General features: G+C 49.1%; 23 protein-coding genes and 1 tRNA gene. 11 read left to right on the forward strand and 13 right to left on the reverse strand.

Going from position 1 to position 25443, the window contains the following annotated elements:
- Window positions 1–9: 9 nt before the first annotated feature.
- Window positions 10–1140 (forward strand): porin, encoded by a 1131-nt coding sequence (locus T360_RS0104375; RefSeq protein WP_028911698.1) that lies wholly within the window; start codon window positions 10–12, stop codon window positions 1138–1140.
- On the opposite strand, the gene T360_RS0104380 is transcribed toward T360_RS0104375, so the two are convergent.
- Window positions 1101–2558: an oligosaccharide flippase family protein gene (locus T360_RS0104380; protein ID WP_028911699.1), complete on the reverse strand. Its 1458-nt coding sequence runs from the start codon at window positions 2556–2558 to the stop codon at window positions 1101–1103. The genes T360_RS0104375 and T360_RS0104380 overlap by 40 nt on opposite strands.
- Before the next feature lie 72 nt (window positions 2559–2630).
- On the opposite strand from T360_RS0104380, the gene T360_RS0104385 reads away from it, so the two are divergent.
- Genes T360_RS0104385 through T360_RS0104395 form a run of 3 tightly spaced genes read left to right on the forward strand, consistent with a single transcriptional unit; the run spans window position 2631 to window position 5544 of the window.
- Window positions 2631–3506, forward strand: coding sequence for a glycosyltransferase family 2 protein (locus T360_RS0104385; RefSeq protein WP_028907984.1), 876 nt, complete (start codon window positions 2631–2633; stop codon window positions 3504–3506).
- Complete coding sequence (locus T360_RS0104390) at window positions 3455–4456, forward strand: glycosyltransferase family 2 protein (RefSeq protein WP_051523363.1); 1002 nt, start codon at window positions 3455–3457, stop codon at window positions 4454–4456. Before T360_RS0104385 ends, T360_RS0104390 begins: the two co-directional genes overlap by 52 nt.
- Window positions 4453–5544: a glycosyl transferase gene (locus tag T360_RS0104395; protein WP_028911701.1), complete on the forward strand. Its 1092-nt coding sequence runs from the start codon at window positions 4453–4455 to the stop codon at window positions 5542–5544. The genes T360_RS0104390 and T360_RS0104395 overlap by 4 nt, the downstream gene beginning before the upstream one ends.
- 53 nt (window positions 5545–5597) lie before the next feature.
- Here the strand turns inward: T360_RS0104395 and T360_RS0104400 are convergent, their stop codons facing one another.
- The gene (locus T360_RS0104400; protein WP_028911702.1) at window positions 5598–6146 is read right to left on the reverse strand and encodes a 30S ribosomal protein S16; all 549 of its coding nucleotides are present in this window, start codon (window positions 6144–6146) and stop codon (window positions 5598–5600) included.
- A 187-nt stretch (window positions 6147–6333) separates the two neighbouring features.
- Here T360_RS0104400 and T360_RS0104405 point away from each other — a divergent pair, with 187 nt between their 5' ends.
- Window positions 6334–7230 (forward strand): glycosyltransferase family 2 protein, encoded by an 897-nt coding sequence (locus T360_RS0104405; protein WP_028911703.1) that lies wholly within the window; start codon window positions 6334–6336, stop codon window positions 7228–7230.
- Here the strand turns inward: T360_RS0104405 and T360_RS0104410 are convergent.
- The 4 genes from T360_RS0104410 to rsmA all read right to left on the reverse strand — a co-directional run bounded on the left by T360_RS0104410 (window position 7216) and on the right by rsmA (window position 12580).
- The gene (locus T360_RS0104410; RefSeq protein ID WP_155949382.1) at window positions 7216–7674 is read right to left on the reverse strand and encodes a hypothetical protein; all 459 of its coding nucleotides are present in this window, start codon (window positions 7672–7674) and stop codon (window positions 7216–7218) included. The two genes, T360_RS0104405 and T360_RS0104410, sit on opposite strands and share 15 nt — an antisense overlap.
- 172 nt (window positions 7675–7846) lie before the next feature.
- Window positions 7847–10945 carry a glycoside hydrolase family 2 TIM barrel-domain containing protein gene (locus tag T360_RS0104415; RefSeq protein WP_028911705.1) on the reverse strand — a complete coding sequence of 1033 codons (3099 nt, stop codon included), beginning with the start codon at window positions 10943–10945 and terminating at the stop codon, window positions 7847–7849.
- Between the two features lie 98 nt (window positions 10946–11043).
- Window positions 11044–11238, reverse strand: coding sequence for a hypothetical protein (locus tag T360_RS0104420; RefSeq protein ID WP_036928866.1), 195 nt, complete (start codon window positions 11236–11238; stop codon window positions 11044–11046).
- A gap of 550 nt (window positions 11239–11788) precedes the next feature.
- Entirely contained in the window at window positions 11789–12580 is a 792-nt protein-coding gene (gene rsmA, locus T360_RS0104425) for a 16S rRNA (adenine(1518)-N(6)/adenine(1519)-N(6))-dimethyltransferase RsmA (protein WP_028911707.1), read from the reverse strand.
- Between the two features lie 330 nt (window positions 12581–12910).
- Here rsmA and T360_RS0104430 point away from each other — a divergent pair, with 330 nt between their 5' ends.
- From T360_RS0104430 to T360_RS0104455, 6 genes are all read left to right on the forward strand, one after another.
- On the forward strand, window positions 12911–13951 hold the full coding sequence (locus T360_RS0104430; RefSeq protein WP_028911708.1) for a lysylphosphatidylglycerol synthase transmembrane domain-containing protein: 1041 nt from the start codon (window positions 12911–12913) through the stop codon (window positions 13949–13951).
- The gene (locus T360_RS0104435; RefSeq protein ID WP_028911709.1) at window positions 13948–15405 is read left to right on the forward strand and encodes an aminoacyl-histidine dipeptidase; all 1458 of its coding nucleotides are present in this window, start codon (window positions 13948–13950) and stop codon (window positions 15403–15405) included. The genes T360_RS0104430 and T360_RS0104435 overlap by 4 nt, the downstream gene beginning before the upstream one ends.
- A gap of 285 nt (window positions 15406–15690) precedes the next feature.
- Complete coding sequence (locus T360_RS0104440) at window positions 15691–16617, forward strand: magnesium transporter CorA family protein (protein WP_028911710.1); 927 nt, start codon at window positions 15691–15693, stop codon at window positions 16615–16617.
- A gap of 118 nt (window positions 16618–16735) precedes the next feature.
- Window positions 16736–18568, forward strand: a complete 1833-nt coding sequence (locus tag T360_RS0104445; protein WP_369793496.1) for a DUF349 domain-containing protein — start codon at window positions 16736–16738, stop codon at window positions 18566–18568.
- Between the two features lie 6 nt (window positions 18569–18574).
- Window positions 18575–19051 (forward strand): nucleoside deaminase, encoded by a 477-nt coding sequence (locus tag T360_RS0104450; RefSeq protein WP_028911712.1) that lies wholly within the window; start codon window positions 18575–18577, stop codon window positions 19049–19051.
- A gap of 72 nt (window positions 19052–19123) precedes the next feature.
- Window positions 19124–19206, forward strand: a tRNA-Tyr gene (locus tag T360_RS0104455).
- Window positions 19207–19271: 65 nt separating this feature from the next.
- Here the strand turns inward: T360_RS0104455 and secG are convergent.
- The 7 genes from secG to rlmN all read right to left on the reverse strand — a co-directional run bounded on the left by secG (window position 19272) and on the right by rlmN (window position 25405).
- A complete protein-coding gene (gene secG / locus T360_RS0104460; protein WP_028911713.1) occupies window positions 19272–19655 on the reverse strand; it encodes a preprotein translocase subunit SecG in 384 nt (127 codons plus the stop codon).
- A 4-nt stretch (window positions 19656–19659) separates the two neighbouring features.
- Window positions 19660–20433: a tetratricopeptide repeat protein gene (locus tag T360_RS0104465; protein WP_028911714.1), complete on the reverse strand. Its 774-nt coding sequence runs from the start codon at window positions 20431–20433 to the stop codon at window positions 19660–19662.
- Window positions 20434–20450: 17 nt separating this feature from the next.
- Complete coding sequence (gene lptE / locus T360_RS0104470) at window positions 20451–20972, reverse strand: LptE family protein (RefSeq protein WP_028911715.1); 522 nt, start codon at window positions 20970–20972, stop codon at window positions 20451–20453.
- Entirely contained in the window at window positions 20956–22206 is a 1251-nt protein-coding gene (locus T360_RS0104475; RefSeq protein WP_028911716.1) for a sigma-54 dependent transcriptional regulator, read from the reverse strand. Before T360_RS0104475 ends, lptE begins: the two co-directional genes overlap by 17 nt.
- Window positions 22207–22270: 64 nt before the next feature.
- Complete coding sequence (locus T360_RS0104480; RefSeq protein ID WP_028911717.1) at window positions 22271–23275, reverse strand: lysylphosphatidylglycerol synthase transmembrane domain-containing protein; 1005 nt, start codon at window positions 23273–23275, stop codon at window positions 22271–22273.
- Window positions 23276–23284: 9 nt separating this feature from the next.
- Window positions 23285–24322: a PdxA family protein gene (locus T360_RS0104485; RefSeq protein ID WP_028911718.1), complete on the reverse strand. Its 1038-nt coding sequence runs from the start codon at window positions 24320–24322 to the stop codon at window positions 23285–23287.
- Window positions 24323–24349: 27 nt separating this feature from the next.
- Window positions 24350–25405: a 23S rRNA (adenine(2503)-C(2))-methyltransferase RlmN gene (gene rlmN, locus T360_RS0104490; protein ID WP_028911719.1), complete on the reverse strand. Its 1056-nt coding sequence runs from the start codon at window positions 25403–25405 to the stop codon at window positions 24350–24352.
- Window positions 25406–25443 lie beyond the last annotated feature (38 nt).

Below are 25443 nucleotides of genomic sequence, written 5' to 3' on the forward strand. Positions count from 1 at the left end.
TAAAAAATTATGAAGAAGTTAACTTGGTTATTCGCAATGCTTATCGCATCGGTTGGCACTGCAAATGCAGAGACACTTACAGAGGTCGAAGCAACAGAAGCAGCTCAGGAGAAGGCCACTATCGAGGTTCCTGCTTGGGTTAAGAACATCAAGTTCAGCGGCTACGGCATGCTGCAATATCAGGGCGAAGATACAGAAGGTGCTCACACAAACACTTTCAATCTGCGCCTGGCTCGTTTTATCTTAGATGGTAAGATTGGTGATTTCGACTGGCGTGCTCAGATTCAGGGCACTAACGCCACAGGTCCTGGTCAGCCCACCGTACAGTTGGTCGACCTTTATGCTGAATGGCGCAAGTATCCTGAGTTTAAGATCCGTGCTGGTCAGTTCAAGCGTGCTTTCACCTTCGAGAACCCCACCAACCCCATCACTCAGGGCTGGTATTCCTATGCCATGGTAGTCAACAACCTGTCGGCTTTCGGCGATCGTACTGGTGAGAAGTCATCAGGTGGTCGTGATGTTGGTATTCAGTTCTCTGGTGACCTGTTTCCCAATGCCAACGGCCGTCGCCTGTTCCACTACCAGATTGGTGTTTACAATGGTGAAGGAATCAATGCCAAGGATGTAGATAACCGCAAGGATATCATTGGTGGTGTTTGGGTAATGCCTATCAAGGGTGTACGTATTGGTGCCTTCGGATGGACTGGCTCACGTGGTGGTATGCTCGACAAAACTACTGGCCAGACTATCAGCATCGAAAAGAACCGTTATGCCCTCTCAGCCGAGTATGATAAGGATGAATACACCTTCCGTGCTGAGTATATCCACAGTCAGGGTTGGGGTGCTGCAAAGGCTGGCAACAACATCCGCGAGATTGACTACAGCAAGGGCGACAAAGCCGACGGTTGGTATGCCTTCGGTATCGTACCTGTAGTAAAGGGCAAATTGCATGCTAAGGCTCGTTACCAGACCTACCGTTCACAGAAGGAGTGGACCACATCAAAGAGCATGTACGAAGTTGGTTTGAACTATTATTTCACCAAGAATCTGCAGCTGAATGCAGAATATGGCTTGGTAAACGAGCGTTCTGCTCACAAGAATCACAACTTTGTTGACGTAGAACTCGACTTCAGATTCTGAAGCGCATACAAGGCACTCGCCACGACAACTGCCGATTCTACCGCCCAATAAGCGATGCCATCAAGCCAGATGGTGCAGGCATAGGCGAGCAATCCTAACGACAACATTACAATTGCATATCGAGATACAGCTGCCGACATCCGGTAGCTGTATTTTTTATAGGCATAGATGTTTATCAACAGATAGTCGAACAGATGGGCCACGGTGATGGAAACACCAGTACCAAGCAGTCCCCACTGCTGATAGCCTACCACCACCAGCAGCACAAATACCACGAAGTAGATAGTCTCTAGCGCCAGATAAGTCATTGCCAGTCCACGGGCCAGAGTGATATAGGCCACAGGCATGGTGAGCACCTTGAAGAACATGGCCAGTACAGCCACCTGAGCCATTGGTACCACAGGCACGAACTCGCGGGTAAAGAGTTGTGGGATGAGCAGCGGCAACAAGGCAATCAGTGCTGTGAGCATCGGCGCCACAATGAGCAGCGACACCTCCATCTGGCGGTTCACAGTTTGGTTGGTGGCAACCACATCCTGATTCACAGCCGAGAGGCGTGGATAATAATCACTATCCATAGCAGAGAACACCATTCCGGCATAGGTGATGGTGAGCATATAACCAGCATTATAAAGACCAAGCACATCCAGACTGGCCACTACATTGAGATACGATCTGATAAACATCTCTGCTGCACTGCCCACAATACCAGCCAACGTGAAAGCTACACCCAGCCGCACCATCTCCATACCCTCACCTAAGATGCCCCTAGCACCACGCAACTGCCAGGGAAACACGCGATGCGAGAACCACAGCGTGGCACACATAGTGACGAAGGCCATCAGCACGATGACTGGCACGATACCTGCCTCCTTGAATACATAATAGATAGGTATGGCAATGGCTAGCGATGCCAAAGCTGCCGTTATCTGCACCAGTGCCAGCGCACCCAATTTACGGGCACCTTTCAATATGGCAGTCTCGCCCCCTGTGATGGCCAGCATGCCAATGGCAGGCGCCAGCAGCACGAAGTGCAACGTGTGATTACCCCATGAAAAAGTGACATTATTCAAGAATGGTCCTAACACCACACATACCAGCATACCCAACAGCGCCGTGAGCAGGCACCAGCCACGCACCACTCTTACATAGTGGGCAGCTTCATTCTTATCTCCAGCATCATAGTATTCTGAGATATGGCGTACAGCACTTGTAGCAATACCCAAGTTTGTGGCTTGTGAGAGTAGCTGCACGGTGGTATTGAAGAGCGACACCAAGCCCATGCCACCAGGTCCTAACAGCAATGCGACAAACTTATTGCGCACAAGACCCACCAATATATTTAGGCCCTGCACACCTCCAAAAATACCTGTGTACTTCAGTATGTGGCTATAGCTATCGTCGCGCTCCTTATTCATAATTGCACAAAATCAAGCGCAAAAGTAAACAAATTATTACGATTATCCAAATAAATTTGTAACTTTGTGCCCATGAAACTGAGTATCATCATCCCTGTTTATCGCACAGAAGCCACGCTCCACAGATGTGTTGAGAGCGTGCTCAACCAGAATCTCGACGATTTTGAGGTGATACTCGTTGACGACGGATCGCCCGACAACAGCCCGCAGATATGCGACGACTGGGCAGCGAAAGATGCACATATCCGGGTTATCCACAAGCCGAACGGAGGCTTGAGCAATGCACGTAATGCAGGGTTGGATAAGGCCCAGGGTGATTATATCACCTTTGTAGATTCTGATGATTACATCGCAGCCAACACCTATGCCCCTTTACTTCAGTGTATGGAGGATGCCGACCTGTTGGAATACTCTATTGCCAACCGCCTGTCGCTCCCCGACTGCATTTATACAGATGCTCAGAAATACTGGCTCCAAGGTCAAGCCTATCGTCACACCTACGCTTGTAACAAAATCTATAAGAAATCGCTTTTCTGCAATATAAGATATCCTGAAGATAAGGTATTCGAGGATGTTTACACGCTCCCCCATCTGCTCGAAGCTGCAAAGACAATCAGGACCTGCAGCCAAGGATACTATCACTATTGTTATAATCCGCAGAGCATTACAGCAAATGCCAATGGCAAACAATTGGAGATGCTATTGGATGCACACTTGAATAGCGGAATGCCAATAGACGACAGCTACTACCTATACCTGCTGAATATCCAGATCGACGTATGGGAACGACTTGGAGGCGACATCAAACTACCTTTCAGGAACGTCCATCACCAAGCATTCAGAGGTACCCAAAAGCTAAAAGCGATAACTAACAATATTTTGGGAATAAAAATAATATGCATCATCAGCAAATTCCTACACCAGTTCAGGCAGCCCAGCCGTTGGTAACCTTCATTGTTACCTATTACAATCTGCCAGCTCAGATGTTGTGCGAGTGTGTCGACAGCATCTTGGCATTATCGTTGTCTGAAAGCGAACGTGAGATCATCATCATCGACGACGGCTCAGAAGTCAGTCCTATGAATGCACTGATGAAGTATGGCGACGATATCGTCTATATCCGCCAGCATCATCAAGGTGTAAGTGTGGCCCGTAACACAGCCCTGCATATGGCTAAAGGAGCGTTTATCCAGATTGTTGATGGCGACGATGTTCTGATAAAAGAGCCCTATGAGCAATGTTTAGATATTGCCAGGAGCCATCCCGACGCAGAAATCATCGTGTTCGACTTCAGCACCACGCCCACTATGGCCACTGTTTCCAAAGATGATGTCAAGCAGCTTTCGGGAGTCGCCTATCTTAGCAACCACAACATTCAAGGTTCCATCTGGTGTAAGCTTTTCCGGCAATCGGTACGAAGTCAGTTAGAGTTTACGCCTGGCATCTGTTATGGCGAAGACGAGGAATTCACTCCCCAGTTGATATTAAGGGCCGAGGTGGTTTATCTCACACCTTACAAGGCTTACTACTACCGCCAGCATAAGGATTCTGCCATCCAGCAACACGACGAGAGCAGCAAGGAAAAGCGTCTGAACGATAATCTTCAAGTAATACGTCATCTGCAGTTGCTGGCCGACCGCATGCCTTACAACGATCGTCTTGCCATGAATCGCCGTGTGGCCCAACTCACGATGGATTATATCTATAACGTCATCATGTTATACCATTCACCAAAGGTACTCAACACTACTGTCAATACCCTGCACCAATACGGGCTCTTCCCCTTACCCGATCACGACTACACCACCAAATACACTTGGTTCCGCAGGATCGCCAGCACCAGTATTGGGCGCACTTTGCTATTGCACACCCTGCCTTTAATCAATAAAGAACGATGAAGATACTACTGGTTGGCGAATATAGCAATGTTCACGCCACGCTGGCCGAAGCACTGCGGCAGTTGGGGCATCAGGTCACCGTTATATCCAATGGCGACTTCTTCAAGGATTACCCACGCGATATAGATGTGGCACGCAAACCTGGCAAACTCGGAGGCATTCAGTTGATGCTAAAACTCTACGCCCTGCTCCCCCAATTGCAAGGTTACGATGTGGTGCAGCTCATCAACCCGATGTTCTTCGAACTGAAGGCCGAACGCCTCTTCTGGTTCTACCGCTATCTGCGCAAGCACAACAAGCGTCTGTTCCTTGGTGCCTTTGGTATGGATTATTATTGGGTTCACACATGTACATACGAAAAGCCGCTACGCTATAGTGACTTCAATATCGGCGACAAGGTGCGTACCGATGCCGAGGCCACTTACTATCAGCACGATTGGCTTGGCACAACCAAAGAGCGGCTCAACAAGATGATAGCCCAAGATTGCGACGGCATCATTGCCGGTCTCTACGAATATTGGGCCTGCTACCAGCCCCAGTTTGCCCATAAAACATGCTTTATCCCCTTCCCTATCCGCATGCCTGCGGAGAGTTGCACGGTCAGATGTGATACATCAAAAACCATCATCTTTATCGGCATTAATCGCCAGCGCTCCGCCTATAAGGGCACCGACATCATGCTCCAGGCAGCTATCGATGTCGCAACGAAACATCCCGATAAGATGCAGTTGGTAAAGGTAGAATCGGTTCCATTTGCACAATACCAGAAACTGATGGAAGGCAGCGATGCCATACTCGACCAGCTCTATGCTTACACCCCATCCATGAACCCCTTATTGGCCATGTCGAAGGGCATTATCTGCATTGGTGGTGGTGAGCCCGAGAACTACGGGATTATCCACGAAAACGAACTACGTCCTATCATCAACGTAGCCCCTACTTACGATAGTGTTTTTCACGAGCTTGAACAATTGGTACTTAACCCCGATCGCATTCCCGAACTGAAACGCCAAAGCGTGGAATACGTGCGTAAGCACCACGATTATCTGAAAGTAGCCCGCCAATACCTTGATTTCTGGACAAAATAAAAAAGCTCCACATTTCTGTGGAGCTCATTTTTTGTCTTCTGCTATTATCAAGCTTATGCCTCAGCAGGAGCCTCCTCAGCAGGAGTCTCAGCAGCAGCCTCAGCAGCGGCAGCAGCCTCAGCCTCTGCCTTAGCAGCAGCCTCTGCAGCCTTCTTGTCAGCTACCTTCTTAGCGATGGCCTCGTTAACAGCCTTCTCAGCCTTGAGTGCCTCAGCAGCAGCCTCCTTCTTTGCCTTAGCCTCAGCCTCAGCAATCTTGTTCAGACCGTTCTGCTTGTCAGCCTTCCAAGCATCAAACTTCTTCTGGCATGTAGCCTCGTCGAAAGCGCCCTTCTTTACGCCACCACGCAGGTGCTTCATCAGGTAAACGCCCTCACGGCTCAGGATGTTACGTACTGTGTCAGTGGGCTGAGCACCAGTCTCTACCCAATACAGTGCACGCTCGAAATTCAAGTCTACTGTGGCAGGATTGGTGTTAGGGTTGTAAGTACCAATCTTCTCAGTAAATTTACCATCACGTGGTGCACGAACGTCAGCGATTACGATGCTGTAGAAAGCATAGCCTTTACGACCGCCGCGCTGCAATCTGATTTTTGTTGCCATTTTTTTAAATCTTTAATTTGTTGTTAATAATTTGAATTTCATGCTCTTATCTCGTAAAAGCGGGTGCAAAGGTACGATTAATAATTGACAATTGAAAATTGATAATTGATAATTATCGTTTTTTTAACTATTTTTGGGTAGAAAAGCATATATAGCTGACCGAAAATGCTTAATTTTGCACACTGAAATGAGCAAACAATCACTATCGATATTAATTCCAACCTATAATACGGTTTGCGTTAAGCTGGTTCAGGTTCTGTCGCAACAGGCTGAGGCACTTAACGTTGACTACGAGATTATTGTGTCTGACGATGCCTCGCCTCGCAGCGACACTGTGGCAGCCAATCAGGCCATCAACAGTGTGCCTCTGTCGCGTTTTATAGCGCGATCCACCAACATTGGTAGTGCAGCCAATCGCAACTATCTGGCTTCCGTGAGTCAATACCCGTGGTTGTTGTTTATCGATTGCGATGTTACCATTCTCAATCCCCAATTCCTATATACCTATTATACATATATGGAGCAGCATGCAGGGGTTGTGAATGGTGGTATAGCTGTAGCCGATATGCCAGAGATGAAGAGTAATCTGCGCTATCGCTACGAAAAGGCAGCCGAAGCGGCTCATACGGCAGCCAACAGGCAGCACAATAAATATCAGGAGTTTCGTTCCACCAATTTTATGATTCGCCGCGAAGCTTTTGCCCAGTGCCCTTTCGACGAACGATTCACCAAGAGTGGTTATGAAGACGTGCTGTTTGGCAAACATCTCAAACAACACCACATAGCCGTGCTACATATCGACAACCCTGTGGTAATGACCGAGTTTGAGCAGAATCCAGATTACATTGCCAAGACCGAACAAAACCTGCGCACCCTCTATCAGTTCCGTGATGACCTCAGAGGCTATTCGCGCTTACTCACTCTGGTTCAAGGCATTCATATCCCAGCCATTCTGTGGCTCATCCGCCTTTGGCACCTGATGTTTGGTGCAACAGAAAAGCGGAACCTTTGTGGATTCCGCCCTCTTCTCTCTCTCTTCAGACTATACCGTTTAGGGTATTTTCTTTCATTATTCAAGCACTGAGAAGGTAAGCTTCTCGTAACCTTCGAAATCATCAAACTGGATCTGGAAGTTAGCATACTGATAGTTGTTACCGCCAGTGTTATGCGTATCCTTCACTGAGTTGCTCTTAGCCAGAGTATTCAGGATCTGATTGTAAACCACCTTATCGTTGTTGTCATCAGCAATCTGAATAGCCATAGAAGTAACGATTCCACCTACTACCTTATAGGTGTAATCACCAGCAGCATAGAGCTGAAACTCATCAGTCTCCAGAATAGTCTCCAGCTCACCAACTTTCTCTACGAGCTCATCGTATGTCAGGTTTACATGGGTTATAGGCACACGGTTCTCATCGAGTTTGATATAAGTGGTGTCACACTCATTGGTGACTTGAGCTTCCTCTGCATAGCTAACGACGGGCCCCATCATCAGAGCCATCATCAAAATAGTAATTTTTTCTCTCATCTTCATATCAATCCGTCATTTTTTCACGCTGCAAAGGTAACAATTTATAAGATACTCACCAAGCGTTTTTGGCTAAAAATTCATAAAATAACCGTCTGCGCCCTACTTTTTGACCGAAATCAAGGCACAGACGGTTACACTTTGTTCCAAAAACGCTTAAAAAGCGCTCATTTTATTTTTTCACGGGTCGGATAGCGAATGTAAAGTCGTAATCCTGATACTCCATCATATACTCCTTACGAGGCCATGCGCCCCATGAGTTCACGCATCCCAGGCCCATCTGACGCTGCTGGATGTGCACCTGAGTCAGAGGGCGCTCAATCAAGTCGCCAGAGTGGCGTCCGATCTTCTTATCCTTAACAGGACCGTCGTCCAGATCCTCTGTCAGGAACTTCAGCGCACTAGCTTCGATAGGTGCATTGCCGTAGAACTCCAGTCCGTTGCCCTCAGCATTCACTACGCGGAACCAGCGCACATCCGTGTGGTTGCCCGACTCCTGTGGACGAACGTATGGGAAATATTCAGCCTCAGCCTTATTCTCATATACACCCAGGAACTCGCTCGAGTTGCGGTCGATATAGTTCTCTACAGGACCACGACCGTAGTAGCACACAGCGTCGTACTCCTTAGGCATCTGCAGCTGTACACCATAGCGGAACATAGGAGCCACCTTAGCCTCCTTGTCGGCACTGAGCTGCTGGCGAACAATCACCTCACCCTCGGCAGTCAGTGTGTAAGTCATGGTGAGTGTAGCCTTCACCTCAGGCATGTCGAAGGTAGAAATCACGGTGTTACCCTCCACCTTGCAGTCCTTCAGTTTCATCTCAGGATTCTTCCATACACCAAATCGGTTCTGCAGTCCAGCACCATAGTCGTTATCCGTAGGTGCGCGCCAGAACTCGGGCACGATGCTCTCGCGATCCACGAGCATAGGCTTGCCATCCACATCCAGATAGTCAATCCAGCCAGTCCACTTTCCAACGGTCAGCGTAGTGCCGGCAGCCTCCATCTTTACATAGCTCTCAGCCTCCTCAGTTGTAACGCTGGCTTTCTCGGCTTTCAGTTCTGGGAACTGATAGTTGCTCAGTACAAACTGCTGACGCGCCATCACCTGTCCCTTCTCTACCAGTGGCTCAGCCTCCTTGGTCTTGAACTGGAAGATCACGAAAATCTCTTGATCGCCATGGTGACCCAGCACACGCTCGATGGTCTTTTTCAGTGTCTCATCAGTAATCACCTTACGCTGCTGTGGAGCAATACCGCTCACATCAATCTTACCACCGTGTCCGAAGGTCATACCCTCAGGACGGTTACCATTGTGATGATGTGCGCCTGCACCACCAACAAACCACTCCAGCTCCAGGTCGTCGAGTGTCTTAAAGAAGTTCTCGTTGTAAACCTCAAAGCGTCCTTCTTTCAATCCCTTATCAGCAATCCAGGCGTTCTGATAGTAGTAGCGCACCTCATAGGCATGAGGATTCAGTCGGCGGTCGGGTGCGATGATACCATTGCAGTTAAAGTTGTAGTCGCTGGCAGGATAGCGGCCATAGTCGCCACCGTAAGTAAATATCTCCTTACCAGTAATCTTACTCTTATCGCGCATACCCTGGTCCACGAAGTCCCAGATATAACCACCCTGGTAGTGAGGCTCCTTGCGAATCAGGTCCCAGTACTCTTTGAATCCACCCATCGAGTTACCCATGGCATGAGCATACTCACACTGAATCAGTGGCTTCTCAACCTTACCGCCAGTCACTTCACCCTTCGAGTATTTCTCGCTCCAGTTATAGTCGGCATACATGGGGCAGTAGATATCTGTAGCACCCTCGATGCCTGCACGCTCATACTGGCATGGACGCGTCTTATCGTATGCCTTCACCCAAGCGTAAGCCTTCTCAAAGTTGGCACCGTAGCCAGCCTCGTTACCCAAGCTCCACACAATAATGCTGGGATGGTTCTTATAAGTAATCATGTTGCCCTGCTGGCGCTCAATATGAGCTAGTTCAAAGTCAGGACGTATGGCCAGCGTCTCTTTGCCATACCCCATACCATGACTCTCCAGATTGCTCTCGGCAGTGAGGTAGATACCATATTCATCACATAGGTCGTACCAACGAGGATCGTCAGGATAGTGACAAGTGCGCACAGCGTTGATATTGAGCTGCTTCATGATCTTAATATCCTGAATCATGCGCTCTACACTAACGATATAGCCTCCGTCAGGATCCAGCTCATGGCGGTCGGCACCCTTAATCAAGATAGCCTTGCCGTTCACCAGCAACTGTCCGCCCTTAATCTCGATATGACGGAAACCAATCTTCTTCTTGATAACCTCGAGCGTCTTGTTACCCTGCTTTACATATAGAAACAATGTATAAAGGTTAGGTGTCTCAGCAGTCCATGCCTTGGCGTTCTTCACAGTAGCCTGCAGACCCTCAGCCACCTGGTTGCCGGCAGCGTCGAAGAGCTTAGCCTCAACAGTGGCCTTACCAGCCAGTTTCACATCTACGTTAAGCACGCCATTGCCCTCCTGATAGTCCTGGCCGATGGTGATATCCTTCACGTGCACCTTTGGAGTAGCATAGAGATACACCTCGCGGGCAATACCTGTAAAGCGCCAGAAATCCTGGTCCTCCAGATAGCTACCGTCGCACCAGCGCATCACCTGCATAGCGATGAGGTTCTTGCCAGGCTTCAGATATTTGGTGATGTTAAACTCGGCAGCCACTTTCGAATCCTCCGAGTAGCCCACGTACTTACCGTTCACCCACAGTGTAAGGTTGCTGGTGGCTGAACCTACGTGGAAATAGACCTCCTGTCCCTTCCAGTTCTTGGGCAGGTCGAAGGTGCGGCGATATGAACCTGTGTAGTTGTTGGTTTCGCCGATGTAAGGAGGATTATTCTTGAATGTGGTGCACCAGGCATAACCCATGTTCTTATAGGTCTTGTCGCCATAGCCCTCAATCTCAAACAGTCCTGGAACGGGGAAGTCCACCCATTTAGAGTCGTCGAACTTCACGCCATAAAATCCCTTAGGAGCATTCTGATGATCTTTTACGAAATTAAACTTCCACTTACCTTCCATCGAGAGGTAGCGGTCTGACAGCTGCTTGTCGCCCTTGGCTTTATCTTCGTTCTCAAAGCCAAAGAAGTGTGCCCTACGCGCTTCGCGGTTTTGTTGGTTCACACTGGCGTCTCTCCACACGGGTGTTTTCTGTGCACTCGCAACTGTGAATGCACCACACACACATAATAATACAAGTTTCCTAATCATATTGGTAGTTCATTAATGAATTTTTTAATAATCCGTGCAAAGATAGCAAGAATTCATCAAAACACCAAGCAAACTCCCGATTTTTTAACATCCTCTTACAGGTTCTGTATCACGCCCCTGCCTATCCCCGTTAGTTTCTCAAGTTGTCGTATCGATGCCCCTTTCTTTCTCAAGTCCGCCAGCGCCTTCAGTTGCTCTGCCCTTGTCAGTCCTAAAAACTCCATCATACTGGCGGTTTTAGTCATGTCGTAGAGTATCGCCAACACCTGGTCGTCCTTGGGGCGTCGCATCTCCTCCGTCCGCGGTCCCAGACAGGCCGCCTGCCGGGGCACCAAATCGAGTTTTCTTCGACAAACGAAGCGATAAATAGATGATTTGTGTCCCCATGGGGACAGATATTTTGTTAGTTCATTACTTTTTCGTACCTTTGCAAGGTTGATATAAACAATAACGATTAATCACAAAATTAACACCCAAAAGATATGACAAATTTTGATTTTATCAAGAAAACTTTAATTCGTGCTATCGAATCAACCTCGGCATCGGGCCTTTATGGACAATATCCTCATCCCTTCTTAACCCCCTCTCTATATAGTCCCCACCCTCTCTCTAAAGAGAGGTGGGGCTATAGTAAGAGGGGTGTAAGGGATAGGGATATTTTCCTTATTGGTTTTCATCGAAAAACAAGTTGATTATTACTCAAAATCAAGTTACTTTTGCTCCAAAATCAATTTGATTTTTCATCGTAATCGAGAGGCCTCGAAGTGCGGTGAATTAATTCAAAAGGGGCAATGAATTAACTCATTAGACGTTTTGAATTAACTCACGGTATTTTGGGGGTTATAATGCTGATGCGACTTTGTTGGTGAGTTCGATGAACTGGGGGATGGAGAGCTGTTCGGGGCGGCGGGTCATCATCTCGTCGTCGAAGAAACCTGCGGGGGCAGGATGATTGGCATCGAAAATCTGACGAAGAGAAACACGCAGCATCTTGCGACGCTGGTTGAAAGTGGTTTTTACCACGCGACGGAACAACTGTTCGTCGCAACCCAGATCAGTCACTTCGTTACGCGTCATGCGGATAACAGCACTCTGTACCTTGGGAGGCGGATTGAACACGCCTGGCTCGACGGTGAAGAGATACTCCACATTATACCAAGCCTGAATAAGTACCGACAAGATGCCATACTGTTTGTTGCCGGGCTGTGAGGCCATGCGAACTGCCACCTCGTGCTGAATCATACCGGTACAACAGGGAATCAGATCCTTATTGTCGAGCATCTTGAAGAAAATCTGCGATGAGATATCATAAGGATAGTTGCCGGTGAGCACAAACTGCTGACCATCAAACACCTCACGAAGGTCCATACGTAGAAAATCGCCACCAATGATATTATCATTGAGACGTGGAAAATTCTCCTGAAGATAGGCTACACTCTCGCGGTCGATTTCGACGACCTTGAAGGGACGGGGCTTCTCTACGAGATATTGAGTCATCACACCCATGCCAGGACCAACCTCCAGTACAGGAATGTCGGGACAGGCATCTACGGTATCGGCAATACGCTTGGCGATATTCAGGTCGGTCAGAAAGTGCTGACCGAGATTTTTCTTGGGTCGAACTTGTTTCATGGGTGCAAATTTACAAAAAAAATCGCAGATTAGAAAATCTGCGACCCCATTTTTCAATTTTTGTTTAATTACTTATTGTTGTCTACATTAACAGCAACGGTTACTACAAGTGATACTGCCAATGCAAAAGCAGCCATGGTCATCAATAAAAAACTTGTCTCTAATGTTACCATAATAAATTCCTTTCTCTAATCTTTTTATTTATTTGTTATCCTAAAACCGCTGCAAAGGTACGACTGTTTGCGCACACAGCAAAGAAAATAGTAGAAAAACATCAAAAAAGAGGGCTTTCGTTGACACGTATCAATTATTATTCGTACCTTTGTCGGCATGGAAATAAAAAACATCATCAGTAGCATAGCTAAAGTGGTGCTGCCCTTTGTACTGGGTGGCGCTATTTTGTGGTGGATGTATCGTGGTGAGGATTTCTCTACCATCAGCCACGTGCTGACCGACGAGATGAACTGGACGTGGATGTTGCTATCCTTTCCCTTTGGCATATTGGCACAGATGTTTCGTGGCTGGCGCTGGAAGCAGACGCTGGAGCCGATGGTTCGGGGGGACGACAAACCGGAGTACGAGGGTACGGAAATAAGAACAAGCATCTGCACCTATGCGATATTCATCAGTTATGCGGCCAGTCTGGTTATTCCTCGTATCGGTGAGTTTTCGCGATGCGCCATTTTAAAGCGCTACGACGGTATATCATTCTCGAAGGCTCTGGGCACCGTGGTGACTGAGCGTGCTGTAGATACGCTGATAGTGATGCTCTATTCAGGCATCATCCTACTGCTGGAGATGAGCGTCTTTGGCACCTTCTTCCGCAAGACAGGCACATCGCTCGACAGAATCTTAGGTAGTTTTTCTGTGATGGGTTGGGTGGTAACAGCCATCTGTGCTGTGGCCGTACTGATACTTCTCCATCTACTGCTGAAGAATTTCTCTATATATAATAAGGTAAAGATGACGCTAAGCGGCATCTGGGAAGGTGTGCTCTCGCTCAAGGATGTGCGAAACCTACCTCTCTACCTCTTTTTCTCGATAGGCATTTGGGTGATGTATTTTCTGCATTACTACCTCACCTTCTTCTGCTTCGACTTTACAGAGCATTTAGGTCTGGGCTGTGCGCTGGTATCATTTGTTGTAGCCAACTTTGCCGTCATCGTGCCCACACCTAATGGTGCCGGCCCCTGGCATTTTGCCATCAAGACCATGCTGATACTCTATGGCGTAGCTGATGAGCATGCCTTGTGGTTCGTGCTCATCGTGCATACCGTACAGACCATGCTGGTGATTTTCCTGGGCATCTATGCCTGGGCTGCGCTGATGTTCTCGAAACGTTTTAACCCAAATAAACAAAAAAAACTATGAGTGAAATTAAGAATCTGAACCCAGTGTGCATTTGGAAGAATTTCTATGCATTGACACAGGTTCCACGTCCTTCAGGACATTTGGAGAAAGTACAACAGTTCCTGCTCGACTTTGCCAAGCAGGCAGGTGTAGAGGTCTTTAAGGACCCCGCAGACAATATTGTGATGCGCAAACCAGCCTCGCCAGGCATGGAGCACAAAAAAGGTGTTATCCTGCAGGCCCACATGGATATGGTTCCACAGAAGACACCTGAGAGCACTCATAACTTTGAGACCGACCCCATCGAGCCTTGGATAGACGGCGAATGGGTAAAGGCCAAGGGCACCACTTTAGGTGCCGACAACGGACTGGGCGTAGCAGCCATCATGGCCGTGATGGAGGATAAAACACTGAAGCACGGTCCTATCGAGGCCCTGATTACAGCCGACGAAGAGACTGGTATGTTTGGTGCCAATGCCCTGCCTGCAGGCGAGCTGAATGGCGACATTCTGCTGAACCTCGACTCAGAATGCTGGGGTAAGTTTGTGATTGGTAGTGCTGGTGGTATCGACGTAACTGCCACTCTTGACTATAAAGAGGTGGAGACCGAAGCCGACGATGCAGCCGTGAAGGTGACTGTAAAAGGACTGCGTGGCGGACACTCAGGACTTGAGATTCACGAGGGTCGTGGTAACGCCAACAAACTGTTGGTTCGCTTGGTGCGCGAAGCTATCGAGGAATGCGACGCCCGACTGGCCTGCTGGCAGGGTGGCAACATGCGCAACGCCATCCCATTCAAGGCCGAGGCTGTGCTCACACTGCCTAAGGAGAACGTGGCTGCACTGAAGGAGTTGGCTGCCGACTGGCAGGACGACTTCCAGGATGAATACAAAGGCATCGAGAGTGGCATCGAGGTGATCTGCGAGGAAGTGGAGACACCAAAAATGGAGGTGCCTGTAGAGATTCAGGACAACCTGATCAATGCCATCTACGGCTGTCACGATGGTGTGATCCGCATGATCCCCAGCTATCCTAACGTGGTAGAGACATCGAGCAACCTGGCCATCATCAACATTGCCGACGGCAAAGCTTCGCTGAAGATTCTGGCTCGCTCAAGTCGAGAGGACATGAAGGACTACGTGGTAAAGACACTGGAAAGCTGCTTCAGCATGGCTGGCATGAAGGTGGAGACAGCAGGCAGCTACGGTGGTTGGGACCCTAACCCCGAGAGCGAGATTCTGAACCTGCTCTGCCGCGAGTATAAAGCGCTGTTCGGACAGGACGGCATTATCCAGGTGGACCACGCCGGACTGGAGTGCTCTATCATCCTGGGCAAGTATCCCCATCTGGATGTGGTAAGCTTCGGCCCAACCATGAAGTCGCCTCACACCACCACCGAGCGCGCCCTCATTGCTACCGTAGAGCCCTTCTGGACACTGCTGAAACGTACACTTGAGGTAATACCTGAGAAGTGATTGTTTGGGCACGAATTGCACGAATTAACACGAATTACTATTATGTCGAAAAAAAATCGTGTAATTCGTGTATTTCGTGCCTTAAAAATTTGTTTTTTCAATTTTTCTTTTTTATCTTTGCACACGATATTATTCATTAAATAACAAAAATATGGACGATTACCCGGCGGACAATTACAATTCGTAATGGCGGGGGATGGCGAGCAAAGCTGCTAATCCCTTTGCCGCTAGAACAATTATCGATTGTCAATTATCGATTGTCAATTAAATGTGAGGATTAGCACAATGAAGACATTCTGGAACACCCAAGGCGGACTGACCCAGATTAATGACTGGCAGCCCAATTGCTGGATACAGGTGACATGCCCCACCGAAGAAGACCAGCGCGAACTTGAAGAGAAATTCAACATTCCCGACTATTTCATGTCGGACATCAGCGATACCGATGAGCGCGCTCGTTATGAGTACGACGACGGATGGATGCTCATCATCCTTCGTATTCCCTATGTCAAGGAAATACGTAGCCGCACGCCCTACACCACCGTGCCTCTTGGTATCATACACAAACGCGACGTAACCATTACCGTTTGTTTTTACGAAACCAACATGATGATAGACTTCGTGAGTTTCCAGCAGAAACGTGGCGAAGGCTTTACCGACCATGTTGACATGATTTTCCGCCTGTTCCTATCCAGCGCCGTATGGTATCTGAAGCGCCTGAAACAGATCTCGATGCTGGTTGACAAAGCCAAGCGCAACCTGGATAAAGAAGTGAACAATGAGAGCCTGATTGGTCTGAGCCGCCTGCAGGATTCGCTCACCTACTTCCAGACCTCTATCCGTGGCAACGAGACGCTGCTGTCGAAACTAAAGTTCAAACTGCAGATTGATGAGCTGGATGCCGACCTGATTGAGGACGTGACCATCGAGATGACACAGGCACGAGAAACTACCATGATTTACTCTAACATTCTGGAGTCGACCATGGACACTTATCAGAGTATTATTAATAACAACATGAACACCGTGATGCGTACGCTCACCACAGTAACCATCCTGATGATGATACCTACGCTCGTCACGTCGATGTTTGGTATGAACCTGATAAACGGCATGGAAGAGAAGCCATGGGGATTCATCCTGGCTGTCATCATTTCTGTAGCTGTTTCGGCCATCGCTTGGGGCATTTTCCGCCACAAACGACTGGTTTAAGCCTCAAAAGTGAAAAAAAATGCCAAAAAATTAGGATATTTAAATAATAATGCTTAATTTTGACCCCAAATGTTGATGATGCTAAGCATCATTTAGTAATAATTAAAAACGTTAAATGATGGACTCTCAAGAGAAGACCCTCGAATTGGGTAAGAATGAAGAAGTAGTTAACGAAGAGGTAACCTCTCAAGTTGAAACAAACGAAAACTCGGAGCCAATAGCTGAACAGGCCGAGGAGCAGACACGCGTAGTTTACGAAAACAAAGCCGATGTTCTTCGCCGTGTGCAGGACATTGCCCATGGTGACGAGACACCACAAAAAGACGAAGTAGAGTATCTGAAAGCTTCGTTCTACAAGCTGCACATCGCCGAGCGCGAGGCCAAGCTCAAGGCTTATCTCGATGCCGGTGGCGACCCAGAGCAGTACCAGTACACACCCGACGAGCAGGAAGAGGCCTTCAAAGCCGAAATGGGCATCATCAAGGAAAAACGCGCCAAGATCTTCAAGGAGCAGGAAGCTGAGAAGCAGGAGAACCTGACCAAGAAGCTGGCTATCATCGACCGTATCAAGGCCATGATAACCACACCTGACGAGGCTAACAAGAACTACAAGGAGTTTAAAGCCCTGCAGGAAGAGTGGCGAGAAATAAAGAACGTACCAGCCGACAAGGCCAACGAGCTGTGGCGCAACTACCAGCTGTATGTAGAGCAGTTCTACGACATGCTGCGACTGAACAGCGAGGCTCGCGAATATGATTTCAAGAAGAACCTGGAGCTGAAGACCGCTCTTTGCGAGGCAGCAGAAAAGCTGGCCGATGAGGAAGACGTGATCAGCGCTTTCCACCAGTTGCAGAAGTTGCATCAGGAGTATCGTGAGATTGGTCCTGTTGCCAAGGAGCAGCGCGAGGATATCTGGGTGCGTTTCAAGGCCGCATCAAGCATTATCAACAAGCGCCACCAGCAGCATTTCGAGGGTGTACGCGCCAAGGAGGAAGACAATCTGGCTCGCAAGACCGCACTCTGCGAAAAGGTAGAGGCTATTGCTGCTGAGGAGAACAAAGGTAGCGGCGACTGGGAGAAGCACACCAAGCAGATTATCGACGTACAGGCTGAGTGGAAGACCATCGGTTTTGCACCTCAGAAGATGAACGTGAAGATATTTGAGCGCTTCCGTGCAGCATGCGACGACTTCTTTGGTCGCAAGGCAGCCTACTTCAAGGGCTTGAAAGAGACCTTCAAGGAGAATGCCGACAAGAAGCGTGCGCTGATAGCAAAAGCCAAGGATCTGCAGAATTCTACCGAATGGAAATCTACCACAGATAAGTTGATTGCTCTGCAGAAGGAGTGGAAGACCATTGGCATGGTTCCTAAGAAAGTGGGCGACCAGCTGTGGGAGGAGTTCCTGACAGCCTGCAACACCTTCTTTGAGGCGCGCAATGCCGCAGGTGCAGGTGCACGCAATGAGGAGCGCGACAATCTGGAGAAGAAGCAAGGTATCATAGAGCAGCTGAAAGCACTAGCCAGCGAAACTAGCGAGGATGTAGCTGAAAAGGTACAGAAGCTGGTAGAAGAGTATAATGCCGTAGGACACGTACCTTATAAAGAAAAGGATAAGCTCTACAAGGAGTTCCACGCCGTGCTCGACAAGCTCTATAAGGACCTGAACATCAGTGTGGCTAAGCGCAAGCTGAACAACTTCAAGCAGAATCTGAAGAACGTGGCTGAGCGTGGCGAGAACGCCCTCGACAATGAGCGCACACGCCTGTTCCGACAGTACGAGAACCTGAAGTCGGAGATTCAGACCTACGAGAACAACCTCGGATTCCTGAATGCCAGCTCGAAGAAAGGCAACAGTCTGATTGACGAGATGAACCGCAAGGTACAGAAACTGAAAGACGACATGCAGCTGATCCGAGAGAAGATCAAGGCCATCGATGCAGAAAACAAATAAAAGCCTATGATTACGGAAAAAGATAAAGAATTTATGAGAGAAGCCATCCGCCTTGCCAACCAGAGTGTTGCGCAAGGCGGTGGTCCTTTTGGAGCCGTCATTGTGAAAGATGGCGAGATCATTGCTGGCAGCAGCAACAGTGTAACAATAGATAATGATCCTACAGCACATGCCGAGGTGAACACCATCCGCAAGGCCTGCCAGAAACTGGGCACCTTCGACCTCTCTGGCTGCACCATCTATACCTCGTGCGAGCCCTGCCCCATGTGCTTAGGCGCCATCTACTGGGCCCGCATCGGCAAGATTTTCTATGGCAACACCCGTAAAGATGCCCGCGATATCGACTTTGCCGACGACTTTATTTACGAAGAGTTAGACCTGCCGATGGAGAAGCGAACTGTGCCTATTTTGCCACTTCTGCGTGACGAAGCGCTGCACACTTTCCGTCTCTGGACAGAAAAAACAGATAAAATAGAGTATTAAATCGAATTTTTCGCCCCTAAAATTTGCACAACTCAAAAAAAAGTCGTACTTTTGCACCCGCATTTAGGCAATGGGTGTTTTCCAGAGTGGCCAAATGGGGCAGACTGTAAATCTGCTGTCTTTCGACTTCGGTGGTTCGAATCCATCAGCACCCACAGAAAAAGAGCTTGCATCAGCAAGCTCTTTTCTTTTTGTTTGTGATATAAGTTTGAAGTATCGATTACTTCTTCTCTGCAGGAGTCTCAGCAGCAGGAGCCTCTGTAGCAGGGGCAGCAGCAGGAGCAGCAGCCTCTTTCTGCTGACTAGCACCGAAACCAGGCAGGTTGTTAGGATTGGTAGCAGGAGCCTGATAGTTCTCCATTACTGAGTTTTCGCCACCAGCCTGAGGAGCAACATAAGCGCAGCATACGCTAACTACAACCATAAAGCAAGCCAGGCACCATGTAGCCTTCTCGATGAAGTCGGTAGTCTTACGAACACCACCAATCTGGTTATAACCTGAGAACTGAGAAGCCAGACCGCCTCCCTTTGACTCCTGAATGAGCACAATGCCAATCATCAGCACGGCTGCAATCACAATAAGAATTACAAATAATGTGTACATTTTTTTATTTATTTTTTTTGTTACTATTTACTATTAATTTCTCTAAGAAACGTATTTGATCTGCAAAGTAAGCATTTTTTTTCGGAATTTGCAAGCTTAATCGCTGAATTATTTCCAAAGCTTTCGAATATCTTCCTTGTTTGATGTAAATTCGTGCCAATGTCTCAGTAAAGTATTCACTTTCAACCCCATTTTCGCCCTCTGCAGGCTCTGGTTGGGGCTCAGGACGATACTCAGGCGTCTCACTGAGCTGGAACTTACCTTTGTCATCATTTATGAATGTATCTATCAAGTCCTGACCAAACATCTTTGGCATCTCGCCTGGCATCTCCTGTCCGCCATCGGGCTCTTCGATATCCATCAGATAAGCCACATAATCCACAGCTGCATCGGCTGGTGTAGGCTTGCGTTTGGGTTTGGTCACATCCACCTTCGACTCCTCTGGTATGCTGTCAAGGAAGTTGTCGATAAGCGAGATGGTGCGGTCGGCAGCAGGTTCTGCTGGCGCCGCGGGCTTGGTAGCAGCGGGTTTTGCCACAGGACGATACTCATAGTGGCGCCCCTCTATCATCTGAAACAGCACGCGCCTATCGGTGATATAAGCCGAAGCGCGGCGCAGCTCCTCATCAAATGTGGGATCGTGGAGCAGATAAAGATTCTGCAACATGAGCAGACGAGCCGTCTGGAAATAGGGATACAGAGCCAGCAGCGAACGCAACTCGTAGAGCGTTTCGCGATCCATCTGTTCTGGATGCTTAATAAGTTCTGTTATCTCCATTATGATCTCTATTTAGGTTACCAGTTAGCCACTGTACGGTTGAAGATCTGGTCGCAGAGGTCCTTCACCATCTGTGTCACAAGTTCCTCCTGCACGGCGTTAAGCGACTGTGTAGTTTCATAACTCTGTGTAGCAGTAAACTGCTGCTCGAAATCCTCTTTATGGTTCTTATTATTCGTAAACCTTACATTCACTGTCATCGAAAGCTCGGTCATAGCCGAATAGCCCTCGGCACTCACAGCCTTATTGCGCTGCTCATATCGTGTAATCTCACCCTCAATTTTCAGGTCGCCATTACGCTTCACCTGCTCCAGGCGCGTGTGATTGGCAAACTGATCCTTCAGCTGATTATTGAACATGGGGCCCATAGGTCCCCACACATAGCTACTGCGGATAGGGAAATCAGCAATCGTGATGGTCTTAGTCTGCGAGTAGTCGATACTGGCACCATTAAACTTATAGCTAACGGTGCAGGCGCTGATGATGGTTGCTGCCAGAGCAACAACAGCTGTTTTGATATACTTACTGGTCCAAGCCATACTGCTTCAATCTACGATAAAGGGTTCGGTCACTAATGCCCAGTTCCTGAGCTGCCTTCTTGCGGTTGCCATGATTGCGCTCCAGGGCTTTCTCTAACATCTGTCGCCCCAGGTCGTTCAGATTCAGGCTCTCCAGTTCCTTCTCAGGCTCAATATACTCCTCGGCGATGGCATCCTCTACTGTTGAGGGTTGAGTGTTGAGTGTTGAGAGTGGAGAAGCCACTGTGGGCAGGGGTGATGCCACAGCGGGCAGGGGGTCGATGGCGGCAGGCTTGGTGGTCTGCACGTCGGCCAGCTGCTTCTTGAGAGCACTCATCTCGCGGCGCATGTCGTTCACATTGCCACGCAACTCAAACAGAATCTTATACAGTATTTCGCGCTCGTTCTCGAAACTGTGGTCGCCACTACCCTCGCGATGGATGGTAGCCAACTGTGTGGTTTCGTGATCCTGGGGGATAAACTGGCTGAGCACCTGCGCTGTGATGGTACGCTCAGGCGAGAGCACACTGATCTGCTCAGTGATATTCTTCAGCTGTCGCACGTTGCCTGGCCACTTATAGTGCATCAGCAACTGCTTGGCGCCCTCATCGAGCACCACGCGGTCCATCTTATATTTCTCGGCCATCTGCAGGGCAAACAATCGAAACAACAGGATAATATCCTCGCCACGCTCGCGCAGAGGGGGCATCTGGATGGGTATCGAGTTGAGTCGGTAGTAGAGGTCTTCGCGGAAGCGCCCCTCGCTGATGGCCAGACGTATATTCACATTAGTAGCAGCCACAATACGCACATCGGTTTTGCGAATCTCAGTGCCTCCCACAGGTATATACTCACCCGTTTCAAGCACACGCAGCAAGCGGGCCTGAGTGGCCAGAGGTAGCTCGCCCACCTCGTCGAGGAAGAGCGTTCCCTTGTTAGCCACACCAAAATATCCAGGCGAGTCGTTGATGGCACCCGTATATGAACCCTTCACATGTCCGAAGAGTTCTGAGTCGATGGTGCCCTCGGGGATAGAACCACAGTTAATGGCAAAGTACTTCTCTCGGCGTCGTGGCGAGTTGTCGTGAATCACCCTTGGGATGATCTCCTTACCCACACCACTCTCGCCCACAATGAGCACACTGAGGTCGGTAGGCGCAACCTGCAAGGCTACGTCGAGCACGTGGTTCAAAGCGTCGCAATTGCCGACGATATTGTACCGCTGTTTGATGTTTTGAAGTTCTGTTGTCTTCATTGAGCTGACAAAATTACATATTTTTTCTGAAACATCTGCAATTTTGGCAGATTTTTAACGCTTATTACTTTTCTTTCTTGTCCAACTTAATCAACAGCAATCCGATAGCCGTCCAAATAAGCTCGCGCAGGCGCACCAGCAGTGCCACAAAGATACCGGCATTGGCTGTCATGCTCAAGCCCTCGGTGCTCATCAGGAAACCGCCCTCGCGGCCACCTAACTGCAGCGGCATAAAGAACAGCATATTAGCAAACAGCGTGGTAAAAGCGTATATCAGTATGCACTGCGGTATAGTCACCCCAGGCATGATGACAAGCAGGATGAAGTAGATCTCTAAAGTAGAGAACAAGCGGCACAACAGCTCCAGAACCACAGCCAATTTAAATGTGAGCGGGTTCAGATTGTGCAGGGCAGCTATCTGCTCGTCAACCTCCGACAGTTTTTCACGGTTGCGCTCAATGAAGGGGCCTGCCCACTTCTTCACCATGGGGAAGTGGCTCAGGATGGTCATACCCGTCATGGCGATGCCCCGCTTATAGCCACGCAAAAAGAACCAGATGGCCAGCGATGCCAAACCAGCGATGACAGGCAGCAGCACGTAGGTGAGCGGCGTCATCTTCTGCGTGATAATATAAAGAGGTACGCTGAGCAGCCAGAACCAGAAGTGGCTATAGATATGCGTCATCACATAGAGGATGACCGACGATGAAGCACGCTGCGTGCCCACCTTAGGCGAGAGCGACATGATGCGATAAGGCTCGCCTCCCATCAGTCCGCCCGGCGTGGCATAGTTGAGTGCAAAAGCCGAGATGGTGATCTTATAGAGCCACCAGAAGTTCACCTTGCACTTGCGGCACACGTTCTGCTCGTTGCCGATGGTATTGATAATCAGATACCACGAAGCGGTGTTCATCATATAGAGGAACGCCCACAGCATGAGCACAGCCACGAACCAGTAGCCCGCATGCTGTATGCCCTGCCAAGCCTGACCGAAGTCAAGCTGCGAGGCCATGATGATAAGCACCAGAATGCCGAACAGGAAGAAACCGTTCTGGTATTTTTTATTCATTATTAAAGTTTACTTAAAGATATCTTTGGCACGAGGCATCTGGAAGCGAGCCTTGTCGCCATCCTCACGCTTCTCGTGATAGAGTTTTGGCAGTGGGTTAGCCAATGGTTCATCATACTCCTGACGATGGCGACACATATCCACGGCTGTATAGATGGCATGGCGCAACGAGGCAGCATCGGCCACACCCTTGCCTGCAATCTCGAACTCAGGACCATGAACGGTAGTGGTGCAGACGGCTGAGATGCCAGCCTTCAGACGCACGCCATAATCGGCAGAGAGGGCGTTGAATGGCTTCGTGCCCTGCTCGTCGTACATGGCCAGCACACCATCAAACTGCTCATACTGGTTGTTGGCAAAGAATTCCTCGGCAGCATAAGGCCCGAAGGCCTGCACGTTCTGCTTCTCCAGCTCTTCGATGGCAGGCACTATCACCTGTTCCTCCTCTGCGCCTGCCTGCGCATTGAGTGCCAGCACGGCGATGCGCGGATTGTTCACACGGAAATCGCGCTTCAGGCTCTTAAAGAATATCACGCCTTTCTCTACGATTTTTTCTGTGGTAATGGTCTTGGCAGCCTCACTGGCAGGCAGATGGGTGGTGAGAAGCGCGATACGCACGCGGTCGCCCAGCATGATGGTGAGCGACTTGTCTTCACGATTCGGGTTGGCGTTCGACACTACGGGGCCTAACACCAGCACATCGTAGAGATGCTTCTGCATATCCTCCTTGGCGCGCTGCATGGCTGCACGGGCAGCATTGGCCGACTCATCAGTGGACTGTCCGAACTCCACCTTCACATCGTCGTCAGTCACTGCCAGCAGGTTCACACGTCCATCCCTGGCTTCAGCAGCATCATTGATGATGTTATACTGAATTTCTATCTCCATAGCCTTACGATGCACAGCAGCTACTTTTGATGAACCATAGATGATAGGTGTACACATATCCAGCATCATGGGGTCTTCGAAAGCACGAAGAATCACCTCATAACCAATGCCATTGGTATCGCCATGCGTAATGGCCACACGTATTTTCTTATTGTCCATATTTCATTTCTTCAATTCTTCAACTCTTCAATTTTTCAACTCTTCAATTTTTGCGGTGGATAACAGTCCGCAAGCGGCAAAGATATCCTGTCCGCGACTGGCCCGGATGGTGGTAAACACCCCATGCGCCGTCAGATAGTCGCGTAAGGCTTCCATGCGCTTCTCGTCGGCACCAGGCAGGTCCACATCAGGAATCTCGTGGAATCGTATCAGGTTCACACGGCAGTCCAGTCCCTTCACCAGCTTCACTATTTCGCGGGCATGCATAGTGGTATCGTTCAGACCTGCAAAGCAGATATACTCGAACGAGCAACGGCGCTGGTGCGAGAAGTCGTACTGCTTCAGCAGCTCCACCACCTCTACGATCGACATCTGCTTCTCGGCAGGCATCAGCATCTTGCGCTGTTCGGGCAGCGGCGAGTGCATAGAGATGGCCACATGGCACTCACTCTCATCCAGGAATCGCTTCAGCTTATTCTTCACACCTACACTCGACACCGTGATGCGGCGCGGACTCCAGGCATAGCCCCAGTCGGCAGTAAGCACCTGGGTGGCCTGCAGGATTGCGTCCAGATTGTCCATCGGCTCGCCCTGACCCATAAACACGATATTGGTCAGTGTGTCGCGCTCGGGCAGCGAATATATCTGATTCAATATGTCGGCAGCCGTCAGGCTTCCCTCAAAACCCTGTTTTCCTGTCTGACAGAACAGGCAGTTCATCTTGCATCCCACCTGGCACGATACACACAGCGTGGCACGGTCGCCATCTGGTATATACACCGTTTCAACAAAATGGGTGATGGATGATGGGTTTTGAGTGCGCACGGGGAAGAGATACTTGATGGTTCCATCCACCGAACGCTGGCAATCAATAGGCGCCATGGCCCCAACCTCATACCGCTCGGCCAACTTTTCACGGTTGGCCTTCGAGAGATTGGTCATATCGGCTATGCTACCAGCATGCTGCTGATAGAGCCACTTGGCTATCTGCGAGGCTGTAAACTTGGGCATCCCCAGTTCGGCCACCACTTGCTGCAATTCGCCAGGTTGCATACCTAACAACACCTTTTTTTCGTCGTACATATTTACTTTTTGGGTGCAAAGTTAGAAAAATTTCCCCA

It is taken from the genome of Prevotella sp. MA2016 (assembly GCF_000619825.1).
Classification (GTDB): Bacteria; Bacteroidota; Bacteroidia; order Bacteroidales; family Bacteroidaceae; genus Prevotella.